The 20,030-nt window shown below is 71.6% G+C and carries 20 protein-coding genes; 11 read left to right on the top strand and 9 right to left on the bottom strand.

Annotation, left to right across the window (positions count from 1 at the left end):
- Positions 1–63: 63 nt before the first annotated feature.
- From ABZU72_RS05880 to pknB, 3 genes are all read right to left on the bottom strand, one after another.
- A complete protein-coding gene (locus tag ABZU72_RS05880; protein ID WP_355017932.1) occupies positions 64–1,029 on the bottom strand; it encodes a hypothetical protein in 966 nt (321 codons plus the stop codon).
- Positions 1,030–1,213: 184 nt separating this feature from the next.
- Positions 1,214–2,122, bottom strand: coding sequence for a deoxyribonuclease IV (locus tag ABZU72_RS05875; RefSeq protein ID WP_355017931.1), 909 nt, complete (start codon positions 2,120–2,122; stop codon positions 1,214–1,216).
- A 2-nt stretch (positions 2,123–2,124) separates the two neighbouring features.
- A complete protein-coding gene (pknB, locus tag ABZU72_RS05870; RefSeq protein WP_355017930.1) occupies positions 2,125–4,254 on the bottom strand; it encodes a Stk1 family PASTA domain-containing Ser/Thr kinase in 2,130 nt (709 codons plus the stop codon).
- A 113-nt stretch (positions 4,255–4,367) separates the two neighbouring features.
- Here pknB and ABZU72_RS05865 point away from each other — a divergent pair, with 113 nt between their 5' ends.
- The 3 genes from ABZU72_RS05865 to ABZU72_RS05855 are packed head-to-tail and all read left to right on the top strand — an operon-like array spanning position 4,368 to position 5,615.
- On the top strand, positions 4,368–4,739 hold the full coding sequence (locus ABZU72_RS05865; RefSeq protein WP_355017929.1) for an Rv2175c family DNA-binding protein: 372 nt from the start codon (positions 4,368–4,370) through the stop codon (positions 4,737–4,739).
- A gap of 31 nt (positions 4,740–4,770) precedes the next feature.
- The gene (locus tag ABZU72_RS05860) at positions 4,771–5,187 is read left to right on the top strand and encodes a ribonuclease domain-containing protein (RefSeq protein ID WP_355017928.1); all 417 of its coding nucleotides are present in this window, start codon (positions 4,771–4,773) and stop codon (positions 5,185–5,187) included.
- A 5-nt stretch (positions 5,188–5,192) separates the two neighbouring features.
- On the top strand, positions 5,193–5,615 hold the full coding sequence (locus tag ABZU72_RS05855; protein WP_355017927.1) for a barstar family protein: 423 nt from the start codon (positions 5,193–5,195) through the stop codon (positions 5,613–5,615).
- Here the strand turns inward: ABZU72_RS05855 and ABZU72_RS05850 are convergent, their stop codons facing one another.
- Positions 5,616–7,178, bottom strand: a complete 1,563-nt coding sequence (locus ABZU72_RS05850) for a molybdopterin-dependent oxidoreductase (protein ID WP_355017926.1) — start codon at positions 7,176–7,178, stop codon at positions 5,616–5,618.
- A 101-nt stretch (positions 7,179–7,279) separates the two neighbouring features.
- Between ABZU72_RS05850 and sigK the strand changes: the two genes are divergently transcribed.
- Both sigK and ABZU72_RS05840 read left to right on the top strand, forming a co-directional pair.
- On the top strand, positions 7,280–7,882 hold the full coding sequence (gene sigK, locus ABZU72_RS05845) for an ECF RNA polymerase sigma factor SigK (RefSeq protein WP_355017925.1): 603 nt from the start codon (positions 7,280–7,282) through the stop codon (positions 7,880–7,882).
- The gene (locus ABZU72_RS05840) at positions 7,872–8,543 is read left to right on the top strand and encodes an anti-sigma factor (RefSeq protein WP_355017924.1); all 672 of its coding nucleotides are present in this window, start codon (positions 7,872–7,874) and stop codon (positions 8,541–8,543) included. Before sigK ends, ABZU72_RS05840 begins: the two co-directional genes overlap by 11 nt.
- Before the next feature lie 6 nt (positions 8,544–8,549).
- Here the strand turns inward: ABZU72_RS05840 and ABZU72_RS05835 are convergent, their stop codons facing one another.
- Entirely contained in the window at positions 8,550–9,635 is a 1,086-nt protein-coding gene (locus ABZU72_RS05835; protein ID WP_355017923.1) for a polyprenyl synthetase family protein, read from the bottom strand.
- A gap of 34 nt (positions 9,636–9,669) precedes the next feature.
- Between ABZU72_RS05835 and metF the strand changes: the two genes are divergently transcribed.
- Complete coding sequence (metF, locus tag ABZU72_RS05830; RefSeq protein WP_355017922.1) at positions 9,670–10,560, top strand: methylenetetrahydrofolate reductase [NAD(P)H]; 891 nt, start codon at positions 9,670–9,672, stop codon at positions 10,558–10,560.
- 7 nt (positions 10,561–10,567) lie between these two features.
- On the opposite strand, the gene ABZU72_RS05825 is transcribed toward metF, so the two are convergent.
- Positions 10,568–11,893: an NAD(P)/FAD-dependent oxidoreductase gene (locus ABZU72_RS05825; protein WP_355017921.1), complete on the bottom strand. Its 1,326-nt coding sequence runs from the start codon at positions 11,891–11,893 to the stop codon at positions 10,568–10,570.
- Positions 11,890–12,525 (bottom strand): DUF4126 domain-containing protein, encoded by a 636-nt coding sequence (locus tag ABZU72_RS05820; RefSeq protein WP_355017920.1) that lies wholly within the window; start codon positions 12,523–12,525, stop codon positions 11,890–11,892. Before ABZU72_RS05820 ends, ABZU72_RS05825 begins: the two co-directional genes overlap by 4 nt.
- A gap of 143 nt (positions 12,526–12,668) precedes the next feature.
- On the opposite strand from ABZU72_RS05820, the gene ABZU72_RS05815 reads away from it, so the two are divergent.
- The 5 genes from ABZU72_RS05815 to ABZU72_RS05795 all read left to right on the top strand — a co-directional run bounded on the left by ABZU72_RS05815 (position 12,669) and on the right by ABZU72_RS05795 (position 16,411).
- Entirely contained in the window at positions 12,669–13,262 is a 594-nt protein-coding gene (locus ABZU72_RS05815; RefSeq protein ID WP_355017919.1) for a hypothetical protein, read from the top strand.
- A 169-nt stretch (positions 13,263–13,431) separates the two neighbouring features.
- Positions 13,432–13,893, top strand: coding sequence for an SAV_6107 family HEPN domain-containing protein (locus ABZU72_RS05810; RefSeq protein WP_355017918.1), 462 nt, complete (start codon positions 13,432–13,434; stop codon positions 13,891–13,893).
- A 49-nt stretch (positions 13,894–13,942) separates the two neighbouring features.
- The gene (locus ABZU72_RS05805) at positions 13,943–14,668 is read left to right on the top strand and encodes a methyltransferase domain-containing protein (RefSeq protein WP_355017917.1); all 726 of its coding nucleotides are present in this window, start codon (positions 13,943–13,945) and stop codon (positions 14,666–14,668) included.
- 24 nt (positions 14,669–14,692) lie between these two features.
- Positions 14,693–15,898: a DNA polymerase IV gene (gene dinB / locus ABZU72_RS05800; protein WP_355017916.1), complete on the top strand. Its 1,206-nt coding sequence runs from the start codon at positions 14,693–14,695 to the stop codon at positions 15,896–15,898.
- A 144-nt stretch (positions 15,899–16,042) separates the two neighbouring features.
- Complete coding sequence (locus ABZU72_RS05795; protein ID WP_160024339.1) at positions 16,043–16,411, top strand: DUF3040 domain-containing protein; 369 nt, start codon at positions 16,043–16,045, stop codon at positions 16,409–16,411.
- A gap of 24 nt (positions 16,412–16,435) precedes the next feature.
- On the opposite strand, the gene ABZU72_RS05790 is transcribed toward ABZU72_RS05795, so the two are convergent.
- Positions 16,436–18,724: a DUF3488 and transglutaminase-like domain-containing protein gene (locus ABZU72_RS05790; RefSeq protein WP_355017915.1), complete on the bottom strand. Its 2,289-nt coding sequence runs from the start codon at positions 18,722–18,724 to the stop codon at positions 16,436–16,438.
- Complete coding sequence (locus ABZU72_RS05785; protein ID WP_355017914.1) at positions 18,724–20,016, bottom strand: DUF58 domain-containing protein; 1,293 nt, start codon at positions 20,014–20,016, stop codon at positions 18,724–18,726. Before ABZU72_RS05785 ends, ABZU72_RS05790 begins: the two co-directional genes overlap by 1 nt.
- Positions 20,017–20,030 lie beyond the last annotated feature (14 nt).

The raw sequence follows: 20,030 nt of genomic DNA, 5'->3' as shown, positions 1-20,030 counted from the left end.
CAGCGAGGTGCGTGCGCAGCGTGCGACTTGCGGTGCGGAATTGAGGTGCGGGGCACTAGGCGGCTACAGCGTCATCAGCCAGATGCCGAGCACGAGCATCACGATCATGAAGATCGCGCCCACCCACAGCAGCACGATCCAGGTCGAGGGGTTGTCCTCGGACTCGGAGGCCATCAACGAGGAGACGTACTCCTGCTGGGCGCCGTAGTCGCCGAAGTCCTGCTCGATCGGTTCCTGCTCGGCGACGTAGCCGTAGCCGGTCTGCCAGTCGCCGGCCTCCTCGGTCGCGTAGGCATCCTCCGCGTAGCCGGTCGCGTAGGCGGGCTCGGGCTCGTAGATCTCGGCCGCAGTCTCCTGCTCCTGCGGCGGGGCCCAGTGGCGGACCTGCCCGTTGCGCGACTCCTGGACGAGCATCCCGGAGGGCTGGACGAAGGGCTGGTACGCCGCCTCGACCGTAACCTCGGAGACCGGCTCGGGCTCGGGCCCGGGAAGGGGACCAGGCTCCGGGATCGGGTCGGGGACGGGCTCCGGGCCGGGGACGGGCTCCGGTTCCGGGACCGGTGTCGGCTCCGGGAAGGGCGAGGGGTCCGGGACGGGCGACGGCTCGGGGTCGGGGATCACGGCCTGCTCCGCGGCGGCCGGCTCGTGTGCCGGCGGGGGAGTGGTCGGCGGCGGGGCGGTCGGCGGTGCGTACGCCGGACGGACCGCGGTGGTCCCGTCGGGCTCGTCATCGGTGTCGAGCTTCTCCTCGACGGACGGCGCCTGGCGCCTCGAGGTGCGCTCGGTGGGCTCGTCGTTGGAGGCCGACGATGCCGGACCCGGCACGTTGTCGTCGCCGTAGGCACTGATCCGAGGCAGGCTCAGGGAGGTCTGCGCCGCGTCGGGCTCGCTCTCGACGGCCTCCGGGGCCGTCGAGGAGACGGGCTTCCGGATAACGGTCGCCTCGTTGGGCTCGTCGAGCTCATCGGGCGTGGCGTCGTCGTTCGCAGCAGGCTGGATGGCTTCGGGCTTCGATTCAGCAGCGGACACGGGCGGCGTCCTTTCCTCTACATCGGTGGAGTCAGCCTCGGCTGCTCGGTCGGGCTCCGTGGCGACCTCTAGTCCACACATCGGGCACGCCGGCTCATCGGACAGCCGGTGTCCACACTGTGCGCAGTTGGTCATGCCACCCCCATGGCGTCGAAGATCACTCCCGTGCGTTCCCAAGCCTAGGTCACCCGCCTTGACCTTGGGCCGATGCCCGCAGATCGCGGAGCAGCGCCATATCAGGGTTGTCCGCGTCGCGAGAGCCGGGAGTCTCCAGGATGAAGGGGACTCCGTCGGTCGCCGGATGCGCGAAGAGCTCCTCGAAGGCCGTCGTGCCGATGTGGCCGCGGCCGATCTGCTCGTGGCGGTCGAGGTGCTTGCCCCGTACGTCCTTGGAGTCGTTGGCGTGGATCAGCCGGAGCCGTCCGGGGCCGCCGATCTCGACGATCCGGTCGACGCACGCGGTCGCGCCACCGGGCTGGTCCAGCGGGGCGCCGGCGGCGAAGACATGGCAGGTGTCCAGGCAGATCCCGGCCTTGGGGTGGAAGTCGACGGCCTCGAGGTAGCCCGGCAGGTCCTCGACGCCCGCACACAGCGAGCGTCCCTGGCCGGCGGTCGGCTCCAGCAGCAGCCAGGGCGCGTCCTCGGCGGAGATCTCGTCGAGCACCGGCAGCAGCGCCTCGCGTACCTGCTTCATCGCGACGGCGTGCTTCTCGGTCGCATCCCCGTCGGGGGAGACGAAGGAGCCGGTGTGGATGACGACCCCTTCGGCGCCGATGTCGGCGGCGCGGCGGAGGTTGTGGGCGACCAGGGCGGCCGACTTCTCGTAGGTGGCCGGGGTCGGCGAGCCGAGGTTGACCAGGTAGGGGGCGTGGACGAAGGCACGCATGCCGCGCCGTTCGAGCTCTGCCCGGAACGCCTTGTCCTCGGCGGGCTTCCCGGCCGAGAGCGCCCAGCCGCGTGGGTTGCCGACGAAGATCTGCAGGGTCTCGCCGCCGACCGCGTCGGTGTTGGCGAGGGCACCGGCGACGAGACCCTTGCCGACCTGTACGTGGGTGCCGATCGGGTTGCGAAGGGAGGTCCGAGAAGTGGTCAAGGTCAGTTCAGCCAGATCGTGATCTCGGAGCCGTAGGGAGCCTCGCCGCTCGCCGGCTCCTGACGGGTCACGTAGCCGAGGCCGAGGTTGATGCCGGCCTCCGGCTCCTCCTTGACCTTGAATCCGGCAGCCTCGAGAGTCTGCCTGGCTGTGGCCTTGTCGACGCCGACGACGTTGGGAACCGGAACAGCGGCAGGGCCCTTGGCGACCACGAGGGTCACGGTCTCGCCCTTGGGGAGGGTGCCGGAGTTGGGGCTCTGGCTGAGCACGGTGCCGGGCTGGATCTCCTGGTTCTCCTCCTCCTGGATCTCGACCTTCAGGCCATCGGCCTCCAGCGACTTCTTGGCGCGCTCGGCGCTGCGGCCGGTCCAGTCGACGATGTCGACGGGAGCCGGACCCTTGCTGATCACGAGCACGATCGCCTTACCGGGCCGCACCAGGGTGCCGGGGCGCGGCTGGGAGTTGATGACGTGGCCCTCGGGGACGTTGTCGTTGAACTTCTCGATCGGGTCGCCGACGCCGAGGCCCTTGTCGCGGATCTCGTCTTGGGCGTCGTCGGCGAGCATGCCCTTGACCTTGGGCACCGAGTATTCCTCGACGCCCCTGCTCACGCTGATCTCGACCGTCGATCCGGGCAGCGCCTTGTCGTCGCGGCCGGGGTCGGAGTCGATCACGACGCCCTCCTCGACGGTGTCGGAGAACTCGGTGTTGGCCGAGACCTCGAAGCCGGCGTCCTGCAGCTGCGTGGTGGCTGCGGCCTTGCTCAGGCCGGCCACCGAGGGCACCCGCTCGTAGCGGCCGTCGATGAACCACCACAGGCCGCTCGCCACCAGCGCGACGGCCACCACAGCGGCTCCGATCGCGATCGGGCCCTTCCAGGTCGCAGGCATGCTCCAGCGCTGCTTCGGCTGCGCGGGGGTCGGGGCGATGCGTACGTTCTCCTCCGGCTCGCTCAGCGAGAGCCGGGTGCCCGCGGGGAGTCCGACGCCCGGAGGCGGCGGTCCCGGCGGACCCGGGGGACGACCCGGCGGCGGACCGGACGGTCCGGACGGTCCAGACGGACCCAGGCCGAGCGCGGGCAGGACGGCAGTCGTCTCGGAGCCGGACTCGTCGTGAGCCCGTGCCGGGGAGTCGGTGCCACCGGCGCCCTGCTCGGGCGCGCCGGGCCGAGGGAGCGCCAGGTCGGCGGTGAGGTCGGGGTCGTCGAAGATGCCCGCGGACAGGGTGGCCATGACCCGGTTGACCATGCGCAGCAGCACGCCGGCATCCGCCGGGCGCAGCTCGGGATCACGGGCGGTCGCGCGGGCGACCAGGGCGTCGACGTACCGGGGGATACCGGGGGCTGCCTTCGACGGCGGTGGGACGTCCTCGTGGACGTGCTTGTAGGCGATCTCGACCGGCGAGGGACCGCTGTGCGGCTTGCGGCCGGTGAGCAGCTCGTAGAGCACGACGCCGGCGGCGTAGACGTCGGACCGCGGCCCGGACCTGGACTCGGTGACCAGCTCGGGCGCGAGATAGGAGACGGTGCCGACGAGGTTGCCGGTGGTGGCGTCGTTGGAGTTGTTGTTCATCACCCGGGCCAGACCGAAGTCGGCGACCTTGACCCGCTGCGAGATCGAGGCGGCACCGGTGGTGATGAGCACGTTCTCGGGCTTGATGTCGCGGTGCACGATCCCGACCGCGTGGGCCGCGGTCATCGCGCTCAGGATCGGCTCGATGTAGGCCAGCGCCTTCGCCGCGCCCAGCGGAGCCTGTGAGGCGATGGTGTCGCGGAGGGTGTGTCCCTCGATGTACTCCATCGCGAGGAAGGCGACGCCGTCGTCCTCGTCCTGGTCGTAGACGGCGACCACGTTGGGGTGGGAGAGCTTCGCGGCAGACCTGCCCTCGCGTACGAACCGCTCGGCGAAGTTGCCCTCCTCGTCGAGGTCCTGGTGCATGACCTTGACGGCGACGATGCGGTCCAGCCGCATGTCGTGGGCCACGTAGACCGTCGCCATGCCGCCCTTCGCGACCTTCTCGACGATCCGGTAACGCATTCCCAAGACCTTGCCCAGAAGGGGTTCGGATGCGGTAGCCGAGCCTCCGCCGTGGCGCCCGATGACGTCGTCACGGGGGTCCGCCTCACTAGCCACGCGATCCTCCTGTCTCCGGTCGGAGAAGTATTCCGGACCGGGCAATGGTACGGACCAGCGGGTCCCACTCACGACTTTCCGGACCGGCTACCCGGGCCGGTAATGTGATTGTTATGAGCGACTTGCGGTTGGCGGAGCAGGATCTGGGTGTCCTGGTTGAAGAGTGGATCGACTGGGCTACGGCCGCGTCGCTGCTCGGAGTGACCGTGGGGAAGGTGCGCACCATGATCCGCGAGCACGAGCTCGCCGCGGCGGTGCCTCCGGGGGTGAAGGGCCAGCACATCCCGGCCCTGTTCATCCAGGACGGTCTGCCGGTCAAGGGTCTGGGCGGGCTGCTGCACGTGCTCCACGACGGACGCTACGACGATCGCGAGATCATCGCCTGGCTCTTCCTGGACGACGACCTTCCCGGCCGCCCGATCGACGCGCTTCGGGAGAACCGCGGGTCGGAGGTCAAGCGCCGGGCCCAGGCCATGGCACTCTAGACGACCGGTCCGTACGTCTCGGAGGAACCTCGTGAGGTCGAAGTCTGCCCTGGTCGCCCTGCTGATCGCCGTCCTGATGGCGCTGGTCGCCGGATGTGGAGGCGGCACCGGAGGTGACTCCGGGGCGGACGGTGGCGGGAAGACCGGCACCGACCCCGAGAGCGGGCTCGCCTGGATCGCGGAGTCCGACCTGCCGCCTGAGGGCGTGGAGACGCTCGAGCTGATCGACGCCGGCGGCCCCTTCCCCTACCCGGGCAAGGACGGCAGCACCTTCGGCAACCGCGAGGGGATCCTGCCCGAGGAGGCGTCGGGCTACTACGCCGAATACACCGTGCCGACGCCTGGCTCCGATGACCGGGGCGCGCGGCGTATCGTCACAGGCGAGGGTGGAGAGTTCTACTTCACCGAGGACCACTACGAGTCGTTCTCACGGATCGACCGGGGGTGATGGGCATGAGTGGACTGGCAGGTCTTTTGGCGGGAAAGGTCGATCCCGGCGTCTATCGCTGGCACACCGAGCTGGCCGCGGCCGACCTCTCCGAGTCGGTGACCGGCGCGGGCTGGTCGCTGGCGCAGATCGCCGACGTGGCCGAGACCAAGGACGAGGTGCTCGGCGCCATCGGCGCCGCGCTGGGCTTCCCGGCCCACTTCGGCCGCAACCTCGACGCGCTCTGGGACTCCCTGCGCGATCTCTCCGCGCCCACGGTGCTGCTGTGGGAGACGTGGGGGTGCGCTGCGTACGCGGATCGTGCCGGTTTCGACAAGATCGTCCGGGTTCTCCAGGACCGTGCCGCGGAGATCTCCGAGGACCGGCCGGCGTTCACCGTGCTGCTGCGCGGGAACGGTCCGGAGACGGACCTGACCGACCTGGGCTGATCACCCGACATTGACCGTGCGGGTGGGGTAGCCGGTGGCTCCGTCGGGAGCGGGCGGCGCCTCGTCGGCGGTCTGCGGAGTGCCGGTGCGGTCGTAGGCCCGCGCCTCGATCCGGTGCTCGCCCTCGGTCGCGTCCCAGCGGTAGGTCCACTGGCGCCAGGTGTCGATGCTGTCCTCGGCGGCGAGCGTGGCGGGCTGCCAGGGGCCGTCGTCGATGCGTACCTCGACCTTGCTCACGCCCCGGTGCTGCGCCCAGGCGACGCCGGCGATGGTGCGTTCACCGGGCATGACGTCGTCTCCGGGCAGGTCGATGCGGCACTCGGTCTTGATCGGGCCCTCGGCGGACCAGCCGCGGTCGGTCCAGTAGGCGCGGAAGTCGGCGAAGCGGGTGACCTCCAGCTCGGTGAGCCACTTGGTCGCCGAGACGTAGCCGTAGAGGCCGGGCACGACCATGCGTACGGGGAAGCCGTGGTCCCGGGTCAGCGGCTCGCCGTCCTGGGCGATCGCGAGCAGGGAGTCGCGGCCGTCGGTGAGCGCCTCGAGCGGGGTGCCGATGGTGATGCCGTCGGCGCCGGTGGACTTCACCGCGTCGGCGTCGGGGGAGAGGCCGGCTCGCTTGAGGACGTCGCGGATGCGTACGCCGGTCCAGGTCGCGTTGCCGATCAGGTCGCCGCCCACCTCGTTGGAGACGCAGCAGATCGTCACGCGGCGCTCGTAGAGCGGCATCGCGAGCAGGTCCTCATATGTGAGCTCGACCGGGTCGTCGACCAGGCCGTGGATCTTGAGCCGGTAGTCGGCGACGTCGACGCGTGGGGTGAGCAGGGCGATGTCGATGCGGTAGAAGTCGTCGACGGGGGTCAGGTGGGGCGTCAGCCCGTCGATCCGGAGCTCCGCGCCCGCCGGGAGGGGCGCGGCGGGGGAGACGGCCGCGGGGATGGCCACCCTCGTCGCCGGGAGCCGGCGCGCGGTGACCACCTTGGCGCCGACCCCGCCGGCCGCACCCACCGCGGTCACCGCCGCCGCTGCGACCAGGAACCTGCGACGGTCGAAGCCGTCGGGTGCCTCGGCCTCGGTGGACGGGCTGTCGGTGTCGCGTAGGGGCCGGGTCAGGAGGATCAGTGCGGTGATGCCGACAGCGAGGCCGATCACTATCGCCACGATCCCGGTCGTCCCGTTGCCGGCCCGGTCGGCCAGGAGAGCGGCGATGTCGATGGCCCCGAGGAGCACGAGCATGCCCGCGCCGAGGATGGGACGGCGTACGGCCAGGGCGCCTGCGACGCCGAGCAGGGACAGCGTGACCAGCCCGACGCAGGCGAGCAGGATCGGCTTGTCGGCGGTGCCGAAGGTGGCGACCGCCGCCTCCTTGAGCCAGCGCGGGGTGAGGTCGATGACCCGGTCGCCGAGCGCGAGCAGGGGCGAGGCGCCGCCGGCCAGGGCGGCGATGAGCTCGGCGACGCCGAGACCGAGTACGCCGGCGGCGATGCCCGCGAGGGGGCCGTACGGAAGACGTGGTGCCGAAGCGGAGCCCGAGGCCTTCTGCTCGGCGAGGTTGCCGGATGTCATGCTGTGGGTTCGTGGCCGATCGATGGGCGGATGGGACCAATCCTCCCACTCTTCGGCTGCGAACCCGGGATGAGATCTTTCATTTGTCGAAAGGGGTGCGCGTGCGGCGAGCGCTGCGGGTCGTGGGCGACGAGTCGCCCCCTGACCCCGATGACGACCTGGACCCCGCGGCGGTGCTCGCCGCGGTCGCCGGTGGCGACCTCGATGCCTTCGGTCGGCTCTACGACGACCTGTCTCCGCTCGTCTTCGGTGTCGCCCGGCGGGTCGTGCGCGACCCCAAACGTGCGGAGGAGGTGACCCAGGAGGTGTTCACCGAGATATGGCGCCAGGCGGCCCGGTTCGACCCGTCGCGCGGCACTGTCCGGACCTGGGTGCTGACGATCGCGCACCGTCGAGCGGTCGACACCGTGCGCTCCACGCAGGCCTCGCGGGCTCGGGAGGAGCACGTCGCCCGGCGTGAGCCGGTGGACGTCGCCGGCCCGGAGGATGCTGTGGTCACGGCGTCGGAGCACGAAGGCGTACGCCGCTGCCTGGACTCCCTCACGCCGCTGCAGTCCCAGGCCGTGCGGCTGGCCTACTACCAGGGCTTCACCTATCCCGAGGTCGCCGAGCTGCTCGGCCGGCCGCTGCCGACGGTGAAGTCGCGGATGCGGGACGGGCTGATCCGTCTTCGTGACTGTCTGGAGGTTCGGGATGGCGCCTGACGTGCACGGTCTGGTCGGGGCCTATCTCCTCCACGCGTTGGAGCCGGGTGAGAGAGCAGAGGTCGAGGCGCACCTGGCCGCCTGCCCCGACTGCCGTGAGGAGGTCGACTCGCTGCGGTCGGCGACCGCGTCGCTCGCCGGTCAGGTCGTCGAGACCCCTCCGGCATCGCTGCGCGCACGGGTGATGCGTACGGCCTCGGAGACTCCGCAGCTCCGGCCCGTCGCCGCGGGCCGCCCCCGTCGTCGTTGGTTCGCGGGCGTGATCGCCGCGGTCGCAGCCCTGGTCATCGGTGTCGGCGTGACGGTCGGCGTCGTACGAGATGACGACCCGCCCGCGATGACCGCCGCCGAGGTGATGTCGGCCCCGGACGCGCGGATGCACAAGGAGGAGACCTCCGACGGCGAGCTGATGGTCGCGATGTCGCACGAGATGCACATGGTCGCCGTCGACACCGCCCACCTTGACCGCCCCGCCGGCATGACCTACCAGGTCTGGTGGCACACCGACGCCGGCATGGAGTCCGCCGGTGTCCTCGACGAGGAGATGGCCGTCGCCGTACCTGTCGAGGACGGCGACCTGATGGTCACCATGGAACCCGCGGGCGGCTCCGACCAGCCCTCCGAGAAGGTCCTCTTCGAGATGCCCGCTGAGCGCCTCTGACGCCGGTCAGACCGTGCGCTGGGTGGCGGCGGTCGCGAGGGCGCGGAGGACTTCGGCGGCGTTCGCGTCGAGGACGCCTGACGACTTGGCGTCGTCGAGGGCGGTGAGGCCCTGGTCGGCGAGCTCGGTGATGGTCTTCTCGACCTGCTGCTCGGCGCCGGAGGAGGCGATGATCGTACGCAGCGCCGCAACCTGGTCCACGGTGAGCGGCTGGCCGAGGGAGCGGTCGAGGAGGTCGGCGTCGGTGGGCGGTGACGCCTTCAGGGCGAGAGCGACCAGGACGGTGCGCTTGCCCTCGACGAGGTCGTCGCCGGCGGGCTTGCCGGTGACCGAGGGGTCGCCGAAGACGCCGAGGAGATCGTCGCGGAGCTGGAAGGCCTCGCCCACGGGGAGGCCGTAGGCCGACAGTGCCTCGATCTGCTCCGGTGAGGCGCCGGCCAGCGCGGCGCCGACGTGCAGCGGGCGCTCGACGGAGTACTTGGCCGCCTTGTAGCGCACCACCTTCATCGCTGCCTCGACGTCCGCGGCACCGCGGGCCTGGACGGTGATGTCGAGGAACTGCCCGGCGATCACCTCGCTGCGAGTGTGGTCGAACACCGAGAGGGCGGCGGAGGTCTCGGCGCCCCCGAACCCAGAGGTACGCAGCAGCTCGTCCGACCAGGTCAGCAGCAGGTCGCCGAGGAGCACGGCCGCGGCGTCGCCATAGGCACGGGACCGGCCCGGCCAGCCCGCGGCGGAGTGGTCGGCCTCGAACGCGCGGTGCGCGGCCGGCGCTCCGCGCCGGGTGTCGGAGTCGTCGATGACGTCGTCGTGAACGAGCGCCGAAGCCTGGAGCAGCTCGAGCGCGGCGGCCGCCCGGACGAGCGACTCCTCCTCGGCCGGCGAGGGGGAGGGGCGGACCGCGTGGAAGCCCCAGTAGCAGAACGCGGCCCGCAGCCGCTTGCCGCCGGACATCGACTCGCGGGCCCGGCGCAGCAGCGGTTCGACCTCGTCACCGAGCGGAGCCAGCCGCTGGGACTGCGTCTCGAGGAAGGTGTCCAGTGCCCCCTGGACGCGACTGCGGAATTCATCGGCGTCCCACGTTTCATTCACTCTCCGAGCCTAGGGCACTGCCTAGGATGGCCCGATGGTGACTGGACGTGGACGCTCCCTCGCGGAGCTGATCAACCAAGGCGAGCGCTCGTTCTCCTTCGAGTTCTTCCCACCGAAGGACGAGGCCGGCGAGGAGCAGCTGTGGAACGCCGTGCGCGCGCTGGAGCCCTACCGCCCCACCTTCGTGAGCGTCACCTACGGCGCCGGCGGCTCGACCCGTGACAAGACGGTCGCCATCACCGGCCGGATCGCCGCGGAGACCGAGCTGCTCCCGGTCGCCCACCTGACCTGCGTCGGCCACACCCGCGACGAGGTCGCCGGGATCCTGGACTCCTACGCGGCGAAGGGGGTCGAGCACGTGATGGCCCTGCGCGGCGACCCCGCCGAGGGGCCGCGCGCCGAGTGGACCCCGACCGCGGGCGGTCTCGACTACGCGATCGACGTGGTGAAGCTGGCCCGCGAGCGCGGCGACTTCCGCATCGGCGTCGCCGCCTTCCCGGAGGGCCACCCGAGCGCCGAGTCGCTCGAGGCCGACGCCGACGTGCTGGTCGCCAAGGCGAAGGCCGGCGCGGAGTTCGCGGTCACCCAGATGTTCTTCCGCGCGGCCGACTACTTCGGCCTCGTCGACCGGGTCCGTGCCCGCGGCGTCGACATCCCGATCCTGCCGGGGATCATGCCGATCCTGAACCTCGCCGCCATCCGCCGCCAGAGCGAGCTGATCGGCGCCGAGGTCCCCGAGGAGATCGTCGAGCGCCTCAGCGCCGCCGGCCCCGAGCCCGCCGACATCCGTGCCGAGGGCATCGCCGTGGCCGCCGAGCTCTGCCAGGAGCTCCTCGACGGAGGCGCCCCCGGGCTGCACTTCTACACGCTCAACCGCTCCAAGGCGACGCTGGAGATCTTCGCCAAGCTCAACGTGACGGTCTAGGCGGCGCTCACTTCTCGGCAGGACCGATCGACTGCGCGACCAGCGCGGACGAGAGCCCGGCGAACGGCAGCCCGGAGCCGGGCGTCGCGTGGGCGCCGGCGGCGTAGACGTTGGGGAGAGGGGTGCGCGGCCCGAGACGCTGGAACACCGTGCCGCGCCCCGACCACTTCACGCCCAGCGGCGACCCGCGCCAGCGGCGTACGAGCTCGGCGGCGCCCAGGTCGACACGATGTACGACGTGCTCGCGCAGGTCTATCTTGTGGCGCGCCAGCGCCAGCAGGACGTCCTCCATCAGCTTGCCGTGGGAGTGGATCGTCCAGGCGTGCTGCCCCTCGGGGGCGAGCCCACGGGTGCGTACGACCAGGGTGGGCTCGCCGTGGAGCACCAGCTCGTCGGGAAGATCGAGGAGGTGCTCGGGCAGCGAGGAGAGTCCGAGGTGGAACGTCATCGGCGGGATCGCCGGCAGCGTACGTTCCACCAGCGGCCGCAGCGCCGACAGCGAGCGCGGGTCGAAGGCGACCACGACCGCTCCGTCGGCGCCGAGATCGATCTCCCCGGCGGTGGTGCTGACCGCGACCGCCCGCCCGTCACGTACGACGATGTCCTCCACGCGGGTCGCGGTCTGCACCGAGACCCGGCGGGTGGTCATCCGGGCGGCGAGCACCTCCGCGACCACCCCCATCCCGCCCTCGACCCGCCAGGCGCCGAAGCGCTGCTCGAGATAGGCGGTGAGCCCCGCCCAGGCGGGTACGTCACGCAGCTCCTGCCCCGCCGCGACGAACGGGTGCGCCGCGATCAGCCGGAGCCGCTCGTCCTTGAACGTCTTGCGCAGCCGCTTGTGGAGGGTCTCGCGCGACCGGAACCGCTCCGCGACGGCCGCGGGCAGCGCCGAAGGCTCCCACGGCACCTCGAAGTAGTGCTGGCGCAGCACCTCCCAGTCCTCGCTGAACCTGGCGACGTAGTCGGTCCACCGCTGGCCCATGCCGGGGCCCAGCTCGTCGAAGGCCGCAAGCTGGGCGCCACGGGTGCCGCCGGGCACGGAGACCGAGGTCTTGTCGGCGAACCGGTGCTCGCGGATGACGTCCATCGGCACCAGCTCGAGCTCACGCTCGGCCGGCCGCCCGGACTTGCGGAACAGGTCGCGCATCACCGCGGGCAGCAGCGTCGAGGTCGCCGAGGCGTCCCAGGTGAACCCCGCCTCACGCACCGGCACCAGAGCGCCGCCGAGCTGACCGGAGGCCTCGAGAAGGGTCACCGAGTGGCCGAGCTTGGCCAGTCTGGCGGCGCTGGCCATCCCGGCGTACCCGCCCCCGAGGACGACAATGCTCGTCACTGGACGGGGTAGGGCTTGGTCGTGCCGTCGGACGGCTCCTCCGGCGGCGGGGCACCCCGTCTTCCGCGGCGGGTGAGCCTGCGCCAGCCTCCACGAACCGTGCGGATGATGAAGTACACCAGCACCAGCCCGGTCGCCAGCAGGGCCGCCGCGATGCCGGCGGCGGCCAGCGGGTGCTCGGTCGCGAACCAGACCACGCCGAGGACGAGGCCGTCCTCGGCCAGGCTGACCACCGAGTTGGAGACCGGCTCGGGGGAGGAGTTGACCGCCAGCCGCTCACTGGCCTTGACCAGATGGGACATGAACGCCGAGGTGCCGCCCACGACGCCGCCGACGGCCGCGTTGAGCGAGTCGGCCTCACCGGCGAGCAGGACACCGATCACGGCGCCGATCGTGGGCCGGATCACGGTGGAGATCGAGTCCCAGGTCGAGTCGACGTAGGGCACCTTGTCCGCGACGAACTCGATCGCGAACATCGCCCCTGCGGCCGCCAGCACCGGCCAGGTGCCGAGCACGTCAGGGATCTCCTCGGCCCCCGTCGTACGCTGCACGACGCCGAGCACCAGCACGACCAGATAGGCGTTGATGCCACTGGCCCACCCGCTGGAGAAGGTCAGCGCTAGAGATTCCATGGAGACATCTTGGCGTACGACACCGACAACCCGGACCCGGCCCGAGACCAGGCGCACGCGATCCCGTATTTACCTCCGTTGTGCCCCGTGCGGCAGAATGGGCTGATCAACGCAGAGTTCCCCCCACGTCGCAAGGAGACCGGATGACCATGACGACACCCGACGAGAACGAAGGTGTGGTCGTGAACGAGGACCCGGAGGTCGCCTACGAGGTCGCCGCCCTCGCTGCTGAGCCCGTGCCGCGGGAGATGACGTGGGCGGTCCGGCTGATCGTCGGTCTGATCGCGTTCAGCGCCGTCGTGGTCGTGGTCATGGTGCTGCGTTCCGATGACCTGGTGCGCGCGTGGGCGGAGGGCAACGCCTCGGCCAAGCGCATCCTGGAGACCGAGGGGCTCGAGGCCCTCATCAACCCGCCCACCGACAACCGGGTCAGCGCGCCGGCGTTCATCGCCCCCGCGATCACCCTGTTCGGTGTGATGGCCGTCATGCTCGGCGTGCTCGCGGTCTTCCTCCGCAACGGCTTCGAGTGGGCCCGCATCGTCATCACGTTCCTGGTGTTCATCTCCGCGGTGGCCAGCGTCGGCGGCATCCTGACCGGCCCGCCGGTGATCATCAGCGTGCTCACCACGATCGCGATCGTCATCGCCGCGGGGCTGCTGGTGGTGATGTGGCTGCCGGCCAACACCCGCTACATCCACCCGCCGCACCTCATCCGCGGCGCCGTCGCCGACGACTGAGCGACCCGCAGCACCGCTCGACACGCCCCGCCACCGAAACGTCTTGTGACTGTCGGTGGCGGGGTGTAGTTTGATCACGTGTTCGAACAGATGTTCGAACAACCAGGCTCTGGCGGGCGTCGTCCTCGACCCCCGACGCCCGCCGGAGCCGTCCACTGCGGGGTCGACCGTGAGCGAGAAGGACGACCCGATGCATCTGCTGCCGGCCACGACGCACAGCTACCTCTTCCGAGCCACCGAGACCCTCGCGGAGGCGATCGTGGCCGACGACGTGCCGAGCAGGTACGCCATCGCTCACGTCGCCGCACTCCAGGCCGCCGCCGCGCTGATCGCCGCCCGCACCGATCCCGTCGAGGCCGCGAGCCGCGCCGGTCGCCGTCGCCCGTGGAACGCCTGGGTCCGCCTCAAGAAGGTCGCGCCCGAGCTCTCCGAGTGGGCCGACTACTTCGCCGCAGGTGCCGCCAAGCGCGCCGCCGCGGAGGCCGGCTCCATCCGTGCGGTCACCGCGGAAGAGGCCGACGAGCAGGTGCGTGACGCCGACCGGTTCCTCGCCGTCGTCGAGGAGTCGCTCGGGCTGATGGCCCACACCTCGCAGGCCACCCCGCTCCGGCACGACCGCCTCGTGGGCTGATCCAGGTGTGGCGTACGCAGGGTGGGAGGCAGGGCCTACGCTTGGCCCCATGTCAGCTGGCTCCGCTTCAACCAGTCGTCGGGCAGGCGCCCGGACCGTCGCCGTCTGGGACGCGCTCGACCCGGTCCTGGCCTCCGGCCCGCTCGACGTCCTCGACATCGGCGGCGGCACCGGCACCTCGGCCGTACGCATCGCCGGGCTCGGCCACCGGGTCACCGTCGTCGACCCCAGTCCCGATGCGCTGGCCGCGCTCGACCGCCGGGCGCGCGAGGCCGGCGTCTCCGTCGACGCGCGCCAGGGCGACCTGGCCGCACTCTCCGACGTCGCCGACCCCAGCGGTGCCGACGTGGTGCTCTGCCACGGCGTCCTCGAGGTCGTTCCCGACCCTGCTGCCGCACTGGCGGGGATCCGCGAGGTGCTCCGTCCGGGCGGCACGCTCAGCCTGCTGGTCGCCCAGCGCACCGCCGCCGTCCTCTCCCGCGCTCTGGCCGGCCACTTCGCGCAGGCCGCCGAGCTTCTCGACGACACCACTTCCCAGGGGCGCTCCGGTCGACGTTTCGCGCTCGACGAGGTCACCGGGCTGCTCGAGGCCGCCGGCTTCGCGGTCTCGGACGTTCGTGGCGTACGTGTCTTCGTGGATCACGTTCCCGGGTCGCTGCTCGATGTCGACCCGGGTGCGACCAACGCACTGGTCGATCTGGAGCAGCGGGCATCTACGCGCGCTGACTACCTGCCGCTGGCTTCGCAGGTGCATCTGCTCGCCTCGCTTCGCTGACAGGCGCGTCCTTGGAGGATCGGGGTGACCTCCTCCGCTGGCGCTCCGGAGGCCACCCCGATCCTCCATGTCGACATGGACGCCTTCTTCGTGTCGGTGGCCATCAGGCACCAGCCCGAGCTCTGGGACCAGCCGGTGGTGGTCGGGGGACACGCCCGTGGCGTGGTGACCTGCGCCAACTATCCGGCGCGGGCCTACGGCGTGCGGGCCGCGATGCCGGGCTCGATGGCGAGACGGCTGTGCCCTCAGCTCGTCTCGGTCCGTCTCGACTTCGGTGAGGTCGCCGAGGTCTCCCATCAGGTCCGCGAGATCTTCCGCCGCGCCACCCCGCTCGTGGAGGTGGTCAGCGTCGACGAGGCGTTCCTCGACGTACGGGGAGCGACCAGGCTCTTCGGGAGCCCCGAGGAGATCGCCCAGCGGATCCGCCGCCAGATCGCCGAGGAGCTGAGCATCACCTGCTCGGTCGGCGTCGCGCCCACCCCGAGCGTGGCCAAGGTCGGCAGCCGCAAGGCGAAGCCCGACGGCGTCGTGGTCGTCCGGCCGGAGGAGATCCCCGGCTTCCTCCACCCGCTCGACGTCGGTGAGCTCTACGGCGTCGGCCCGAGCACGAGGACCCGGCTGCGGCGGCTCGGCTTCGAGACGGTGGGCGACATCGCGCGCACCCCGGTGCCGACCCTCCACCAGATCCTCGGCCCGCGCCTCGGCGGCCACCTGCACCGGCTCGCCACCGGCACCGACCAGCGCGAGCTGACGGGGCGGCTGGGCCCCGACCTGCCCGACCGGTCCACCGGCGCCCAAGAGACCTTCGGTCACGACCTGAGCGACCGCGAGGACATCGTCCGCGAGCTGCTGCGCCTCTCGGCCCGCGTCACCCGGCGGATGCGGCGGGCCGGCACGGTCGGCCGCACGGTCGCGCTGACGGTGCGGTTCACCGACTTCAAGACCATCTCGCGCTCGCGCACGCTGCCTGATCCCACCGACGTCACCCAGGAGGTGCACGCCATCGCGGTCCGCCTCTACGACGAGCTGAATCTCCGGGGCCGGGCGCTGCGCCTGGTCGGGGTCCGGGTCGAGCACCTGGTCGCCCGCGAGGGCACCGACCGGCAGATGGTGCTCGGCGAGCGGGAGCGGGGCTGGTCCGAGGCCGACCGCGCCATCGACCAGGTCGCCGAACGCTTCGGATCCAGCCTCGTACGCCGCGCGAGCCTGCTCGATCAGGGCCGGGGTTGAGCACCCGCCACTTCGCTTGACACAATCGGTCCTGGTTGTGCCATGTGGCAGAACGTCAAGGGGCAAGAATTTTCTGGGCTCACTACCGCCTTCAGGGTGGCCAGCCTAGACTTGGAGATGCCCCAACAGGACATGGGAGGTACGGTGCCACTCTCGGAAGAGGAGCTTCGCCTGCTTGAGCAGATGGAGCGCGCGCTCTCGGCGGAGGACCCGAAGTTCGCCTCCGCCCTCCGAGGCACGGCCTTGCGCCGTGCCCAACGTCGACATGCGGTCATCGCGGGCATCGTGCTCGCCGGTGGTGTCGCGTTGCTGATGACCGGTGTGATCTCACGGATGTGGATCGTCGGGGTGGTCGGCTTCCTGGTGATGCTGGCCTCGACCTCCGTGCTGCTCACCGCTCTTCGTGGTGCTGCCGCGGTCGAGGAGGACGACGGGGACCACACGCCCCGCAGCTCGTTCTTCGACCGGGCCAGCGAGCGCTGGAAGCAGCGCCGCCGCGACAACGACCTCTGAGAGAACGACCTCTCAGAGGGACCTCTAGGACGAGATCAGCTCCCGCTCGGACCGCGCGACCGGTCCGTCGGAGGCTGGCGCGGGCCGGCGGCGGAAGACCGACGCCGGCCACAGGCGTGCCCGGCGACGGGCACGCCGATCGGCGTGTTCCCTGAGCGTGGCCGAGACCAGGCGTACGTCGTCCCCGACCGCTGCGGTGTCACGGTGCTCCGCGTAGCGGTTGCGCTCGACGGCGGCCACGATCCGCTGCAGCGCGAGCATCGGCTCGCGATCCTGCAGATGCGGGGCCAGGCCGGTGGCCTCCTCCCGGGGTGAACGGGTCCCGGTCCAGGGGAGACCGAGGTCGATCGCGGTGTCGCCGATCTCGCTCCAGCCGGCCTCGGCGTCGCCCGCGAGCCGCGTCGTACGCCGCCGGCGCCGGATCACGGCCGGTGCCGCGAGCGCGATCAGGCCGACCAGGGCGACGATCCCCAGACCCGTCCAGACGGCGCCGGCGTTGGATTCCTCGGTGCCGGTGTCGGCGACCTCGGGCGTGTCCGGCTCCTCGCGCTGCGGGCGGTTGGGCACCGGGTCGACGCTCGTGCCGGCGCTGGGAACAGGCGCCTCCGGCTCGTTGCGGGCGTTGCCCAGCGCACCCGTGGTGTAGCCGGGTTCGCTGGTGTCTGCGGCCGACGGGGTCGGCTCGAAGCGGATCCAGCCGATGTCCTCGAACCACAGCTCGGGCCAGGCGTGCAGGTCGCGGCCGCGGAACTGCCACACGCCGTCCTCGTCCCGGTCGCCGCCCAGGAAGCCGAAGGCGACCCGGGCCGGGATGCCGAGCTCGCGAGCGAGCACGGCCATGGCCGTGGCGTACTGCTGGCAGTAGCCGATCTTGTTGTCGGTCAGGAAGTCCAGCAGGGCCGCGCTGTCGGCGCCGACGTCACGCTCCAGGCTGTAGGTGAACTCGCCGCTGTGGCGGAACCAGTTCTGCAGGGCGACCGCCTTGGCGAACGGCCGGTCCTGGCCGGCGGTCCGCTCCAGGGCGATCTCCTCGATCTCGTCGGGGAGCAGCGGCAGGTCGGTCATGCCCGGTGGGGCGCCGACGCCGGGGTCGCCGGCGGCGAGGAGGCGCTCCTGGGTCGGCTCGACCGGGGCGGCGGTCATCCGCCAGCTCTGCCCGGCGACGGTCTGGTCCCTGCCCTCGGTCGACATGAAGTCGAGGGTGTCCTCGTCGTAGCGCCACGGACCCCGGGCGGTGACCTCGAGGGGATGGGCGAAGATCGGCAGCCAGGTCGACTGGAACTTCGCGCTCGCCCGCAGCTGGTAGGTCGTGGGATCGCCGAGCAGGGTCGGGTCGGACATCGGCGGCTCGAAGGTGGCCACGCCGCTGTGGTCGGAGGGTACGTCGCGGTTGCCCGAGGTCCACTCCGTGCCGGTGAACTTGGTCAGGGCTCCGACGCGGAGATAGGACGGAGGAGTCTCGGTGTCGCCGTAGACGGGGGTCACGGACACCATCACCTGGTCGCTCTGCCGGCGTAGGTCGTCGTAGAGCCCGACGGTCGGGTTGATCACTCGCAGGGGGCCGTTGCCGTCGCCCGGCCCCAGGCCGGGAAGGGAGACGTTCGGGCTGGGCATCCAAGCCGGGGTGAGCAGGGCGATCATGACCGCGGAGACGCCGATGACCGCCGGCCCGGCGGCGGGCACCACCGGAAGGTCGTCGTCGAGGCGCCGGCCCCAGCGGCTCAGCTGCTGGGCTCGGTCGAGGCGGAGCATCACCAGGAACGAGATCGCGGTGAGCGCGAAGACGACCCAGGAGACCCCGCCTCCGCCACCGGCGCCGATGATGCTGAACGGCACCGTGAAGACGCCCAGCACCACGAGCCCCATCATCGGCGGCCGCCGCAGCGAGACGGCGAGGATGTCGGCGAGCAGCACCGCCGCGACACCGCCCGGGATGAGGTAGGGCGCCACCTCCGACCCGGACATCGGCAGGTCGAACGGGTTGAACGCGACGTACGCCTCGGTCATCTCGGCCGTGACCCGTGCCCGGCCGCCGCCGGTGATGGGCAAGGGGTGCTGCACGACCAGGAGGCCGGTCGCGATCGTGCCGAGGAGCACCTGGAGCAGGACCACGACCGAGCCGTGCACGCGCAGCAGCCGCGCGGAGATGCCGGTGCCGACCACGAGCAGGCCGGCGACCAGGATCGGGCCGAGGTAGGGGAACCGGGTGCTCGTGAACGAGCCCCACGACGACAGTGCGAACAGCACGGTCAGGAAGCAGGTCAGCGGCACCGCCATCGCGGGCACCACGCCGCGTGCGTCTCGGGAGGTCATCATCGCGCTGCCCCCGCTCCCGCTGCCGCGCCCCGGGTGCCGAGCTCGCGCCAGCGCGTGGCCACCGAGTCGCCGACCCCGAGCTCGACCGCCTTCCAGCCGTGCTGGATCAGCAGAGGTACGCCGCTGGGCCGCCGTTGCTCCGGCGCCAGGTGCACCGCGCTCCAGCCGTCGACGGCGAGCGAGAAGGCGAGCGCTGCCCCGGTGTGGTGTCGCACCCGGCGAAGCACGCCGGCGTCGTCCTGGTCCAGCGAGCCGAGCACCGCGACGGTGACTCCGCCCTGCCCGGCCTCGCCGATCCAGGAGGCGTCGATGCGGTGGTGCTGGACGGTCTCGACCACGGCGAGCGCCTCCAGCAGGGCGGCCGCGTCGGCCTGGCCCTCGCGGTCGTGCCAGCCGGTGTTGAGCTCACCGCTGCCCGCGGCGCCGGGGGTGTTTCCGCCGGAGGTCACCAGCCGCACCGAGTAGCCGGCCTCGACCAGGTGCACCGCGACCGAGGCGGCGACCACGACGGCGTGCTCGAAGGATGAGCCCGCGCCCTGGCCGCGGTGGACCGAGCGACGGTTGTCGAGGAAGACGGTGGCACGAGCCTGCCAGGGCTGCTCCTCGCGGCGCACCATCAGCTCGCCGAGCCGCGCCGAGCTGCGCCAGTGCACCCGCCGCAGCTCGTCGCCGCGGCGGTACTCACGCACCGTGACGTCCTCCGCGCTGCCCCCGAGGAACGCCCTCGGCCGGGAGTCGCCCGACGAGGTGGCGTTGCCGGTCAGGGGAGTCGGGGGCAACGGGACCACTCTCGGGGTGACCGTGAACGGGACCGTGGACTGGAACGCGCGGTTGAGCTCGACCAGGCCGAACGGGTCGGCCACGGTCACGCGCATCGGGCCGATGTCGAAGCGGCCCCGGATCTCGGAGCGGATCTGGTAACCGAGCTTGTGGCGCCACCCGAAGCCGATCCGGTCGACCACGAAGCGCGGGCGCCCACCCAGGGCGTACGGCACCGTCTCCTCCAGCAGCAGGGTCCCGGTGGGGATCCGGCCCTCGTTGGCGATGGTGAGCTCTACCCTGGCCGGCTGACCGGCCTCGGTCAGGTGCGGCTCGATGTGGCGGACGAGCGCGAGCCGGTAGCGGCCCCAGGCGGCGACCACCGCTGTGACCAGCGGCAGTGCGACCAGCAGCATCCCGATCCGGGACAGTGTGGACTGGTCCAGCAGGATCCCGCAGACGATGGCGGTGATCCCGGCGGCCAGGAAAGCCCGGCCCCGGACGGTCAGTCCGGACAGTGCCTCACGCATCGCGCCCCTCCTTG

It is taken from the genome of Nocardioides sp. NPDC004968 (genome assembly GCF_040608935.1).
In the GTDB taxonomy this organism is placed as follows: Bacteria; Actinomycetota; Actinomycetes; order Propionibacteriales; family Nocardioidaceae; genus Nocardioides.
Note: the sequence above shows the minus strand (reverse complement) of the source record. Positions and strands in the feature narration are given on the sequence as shown.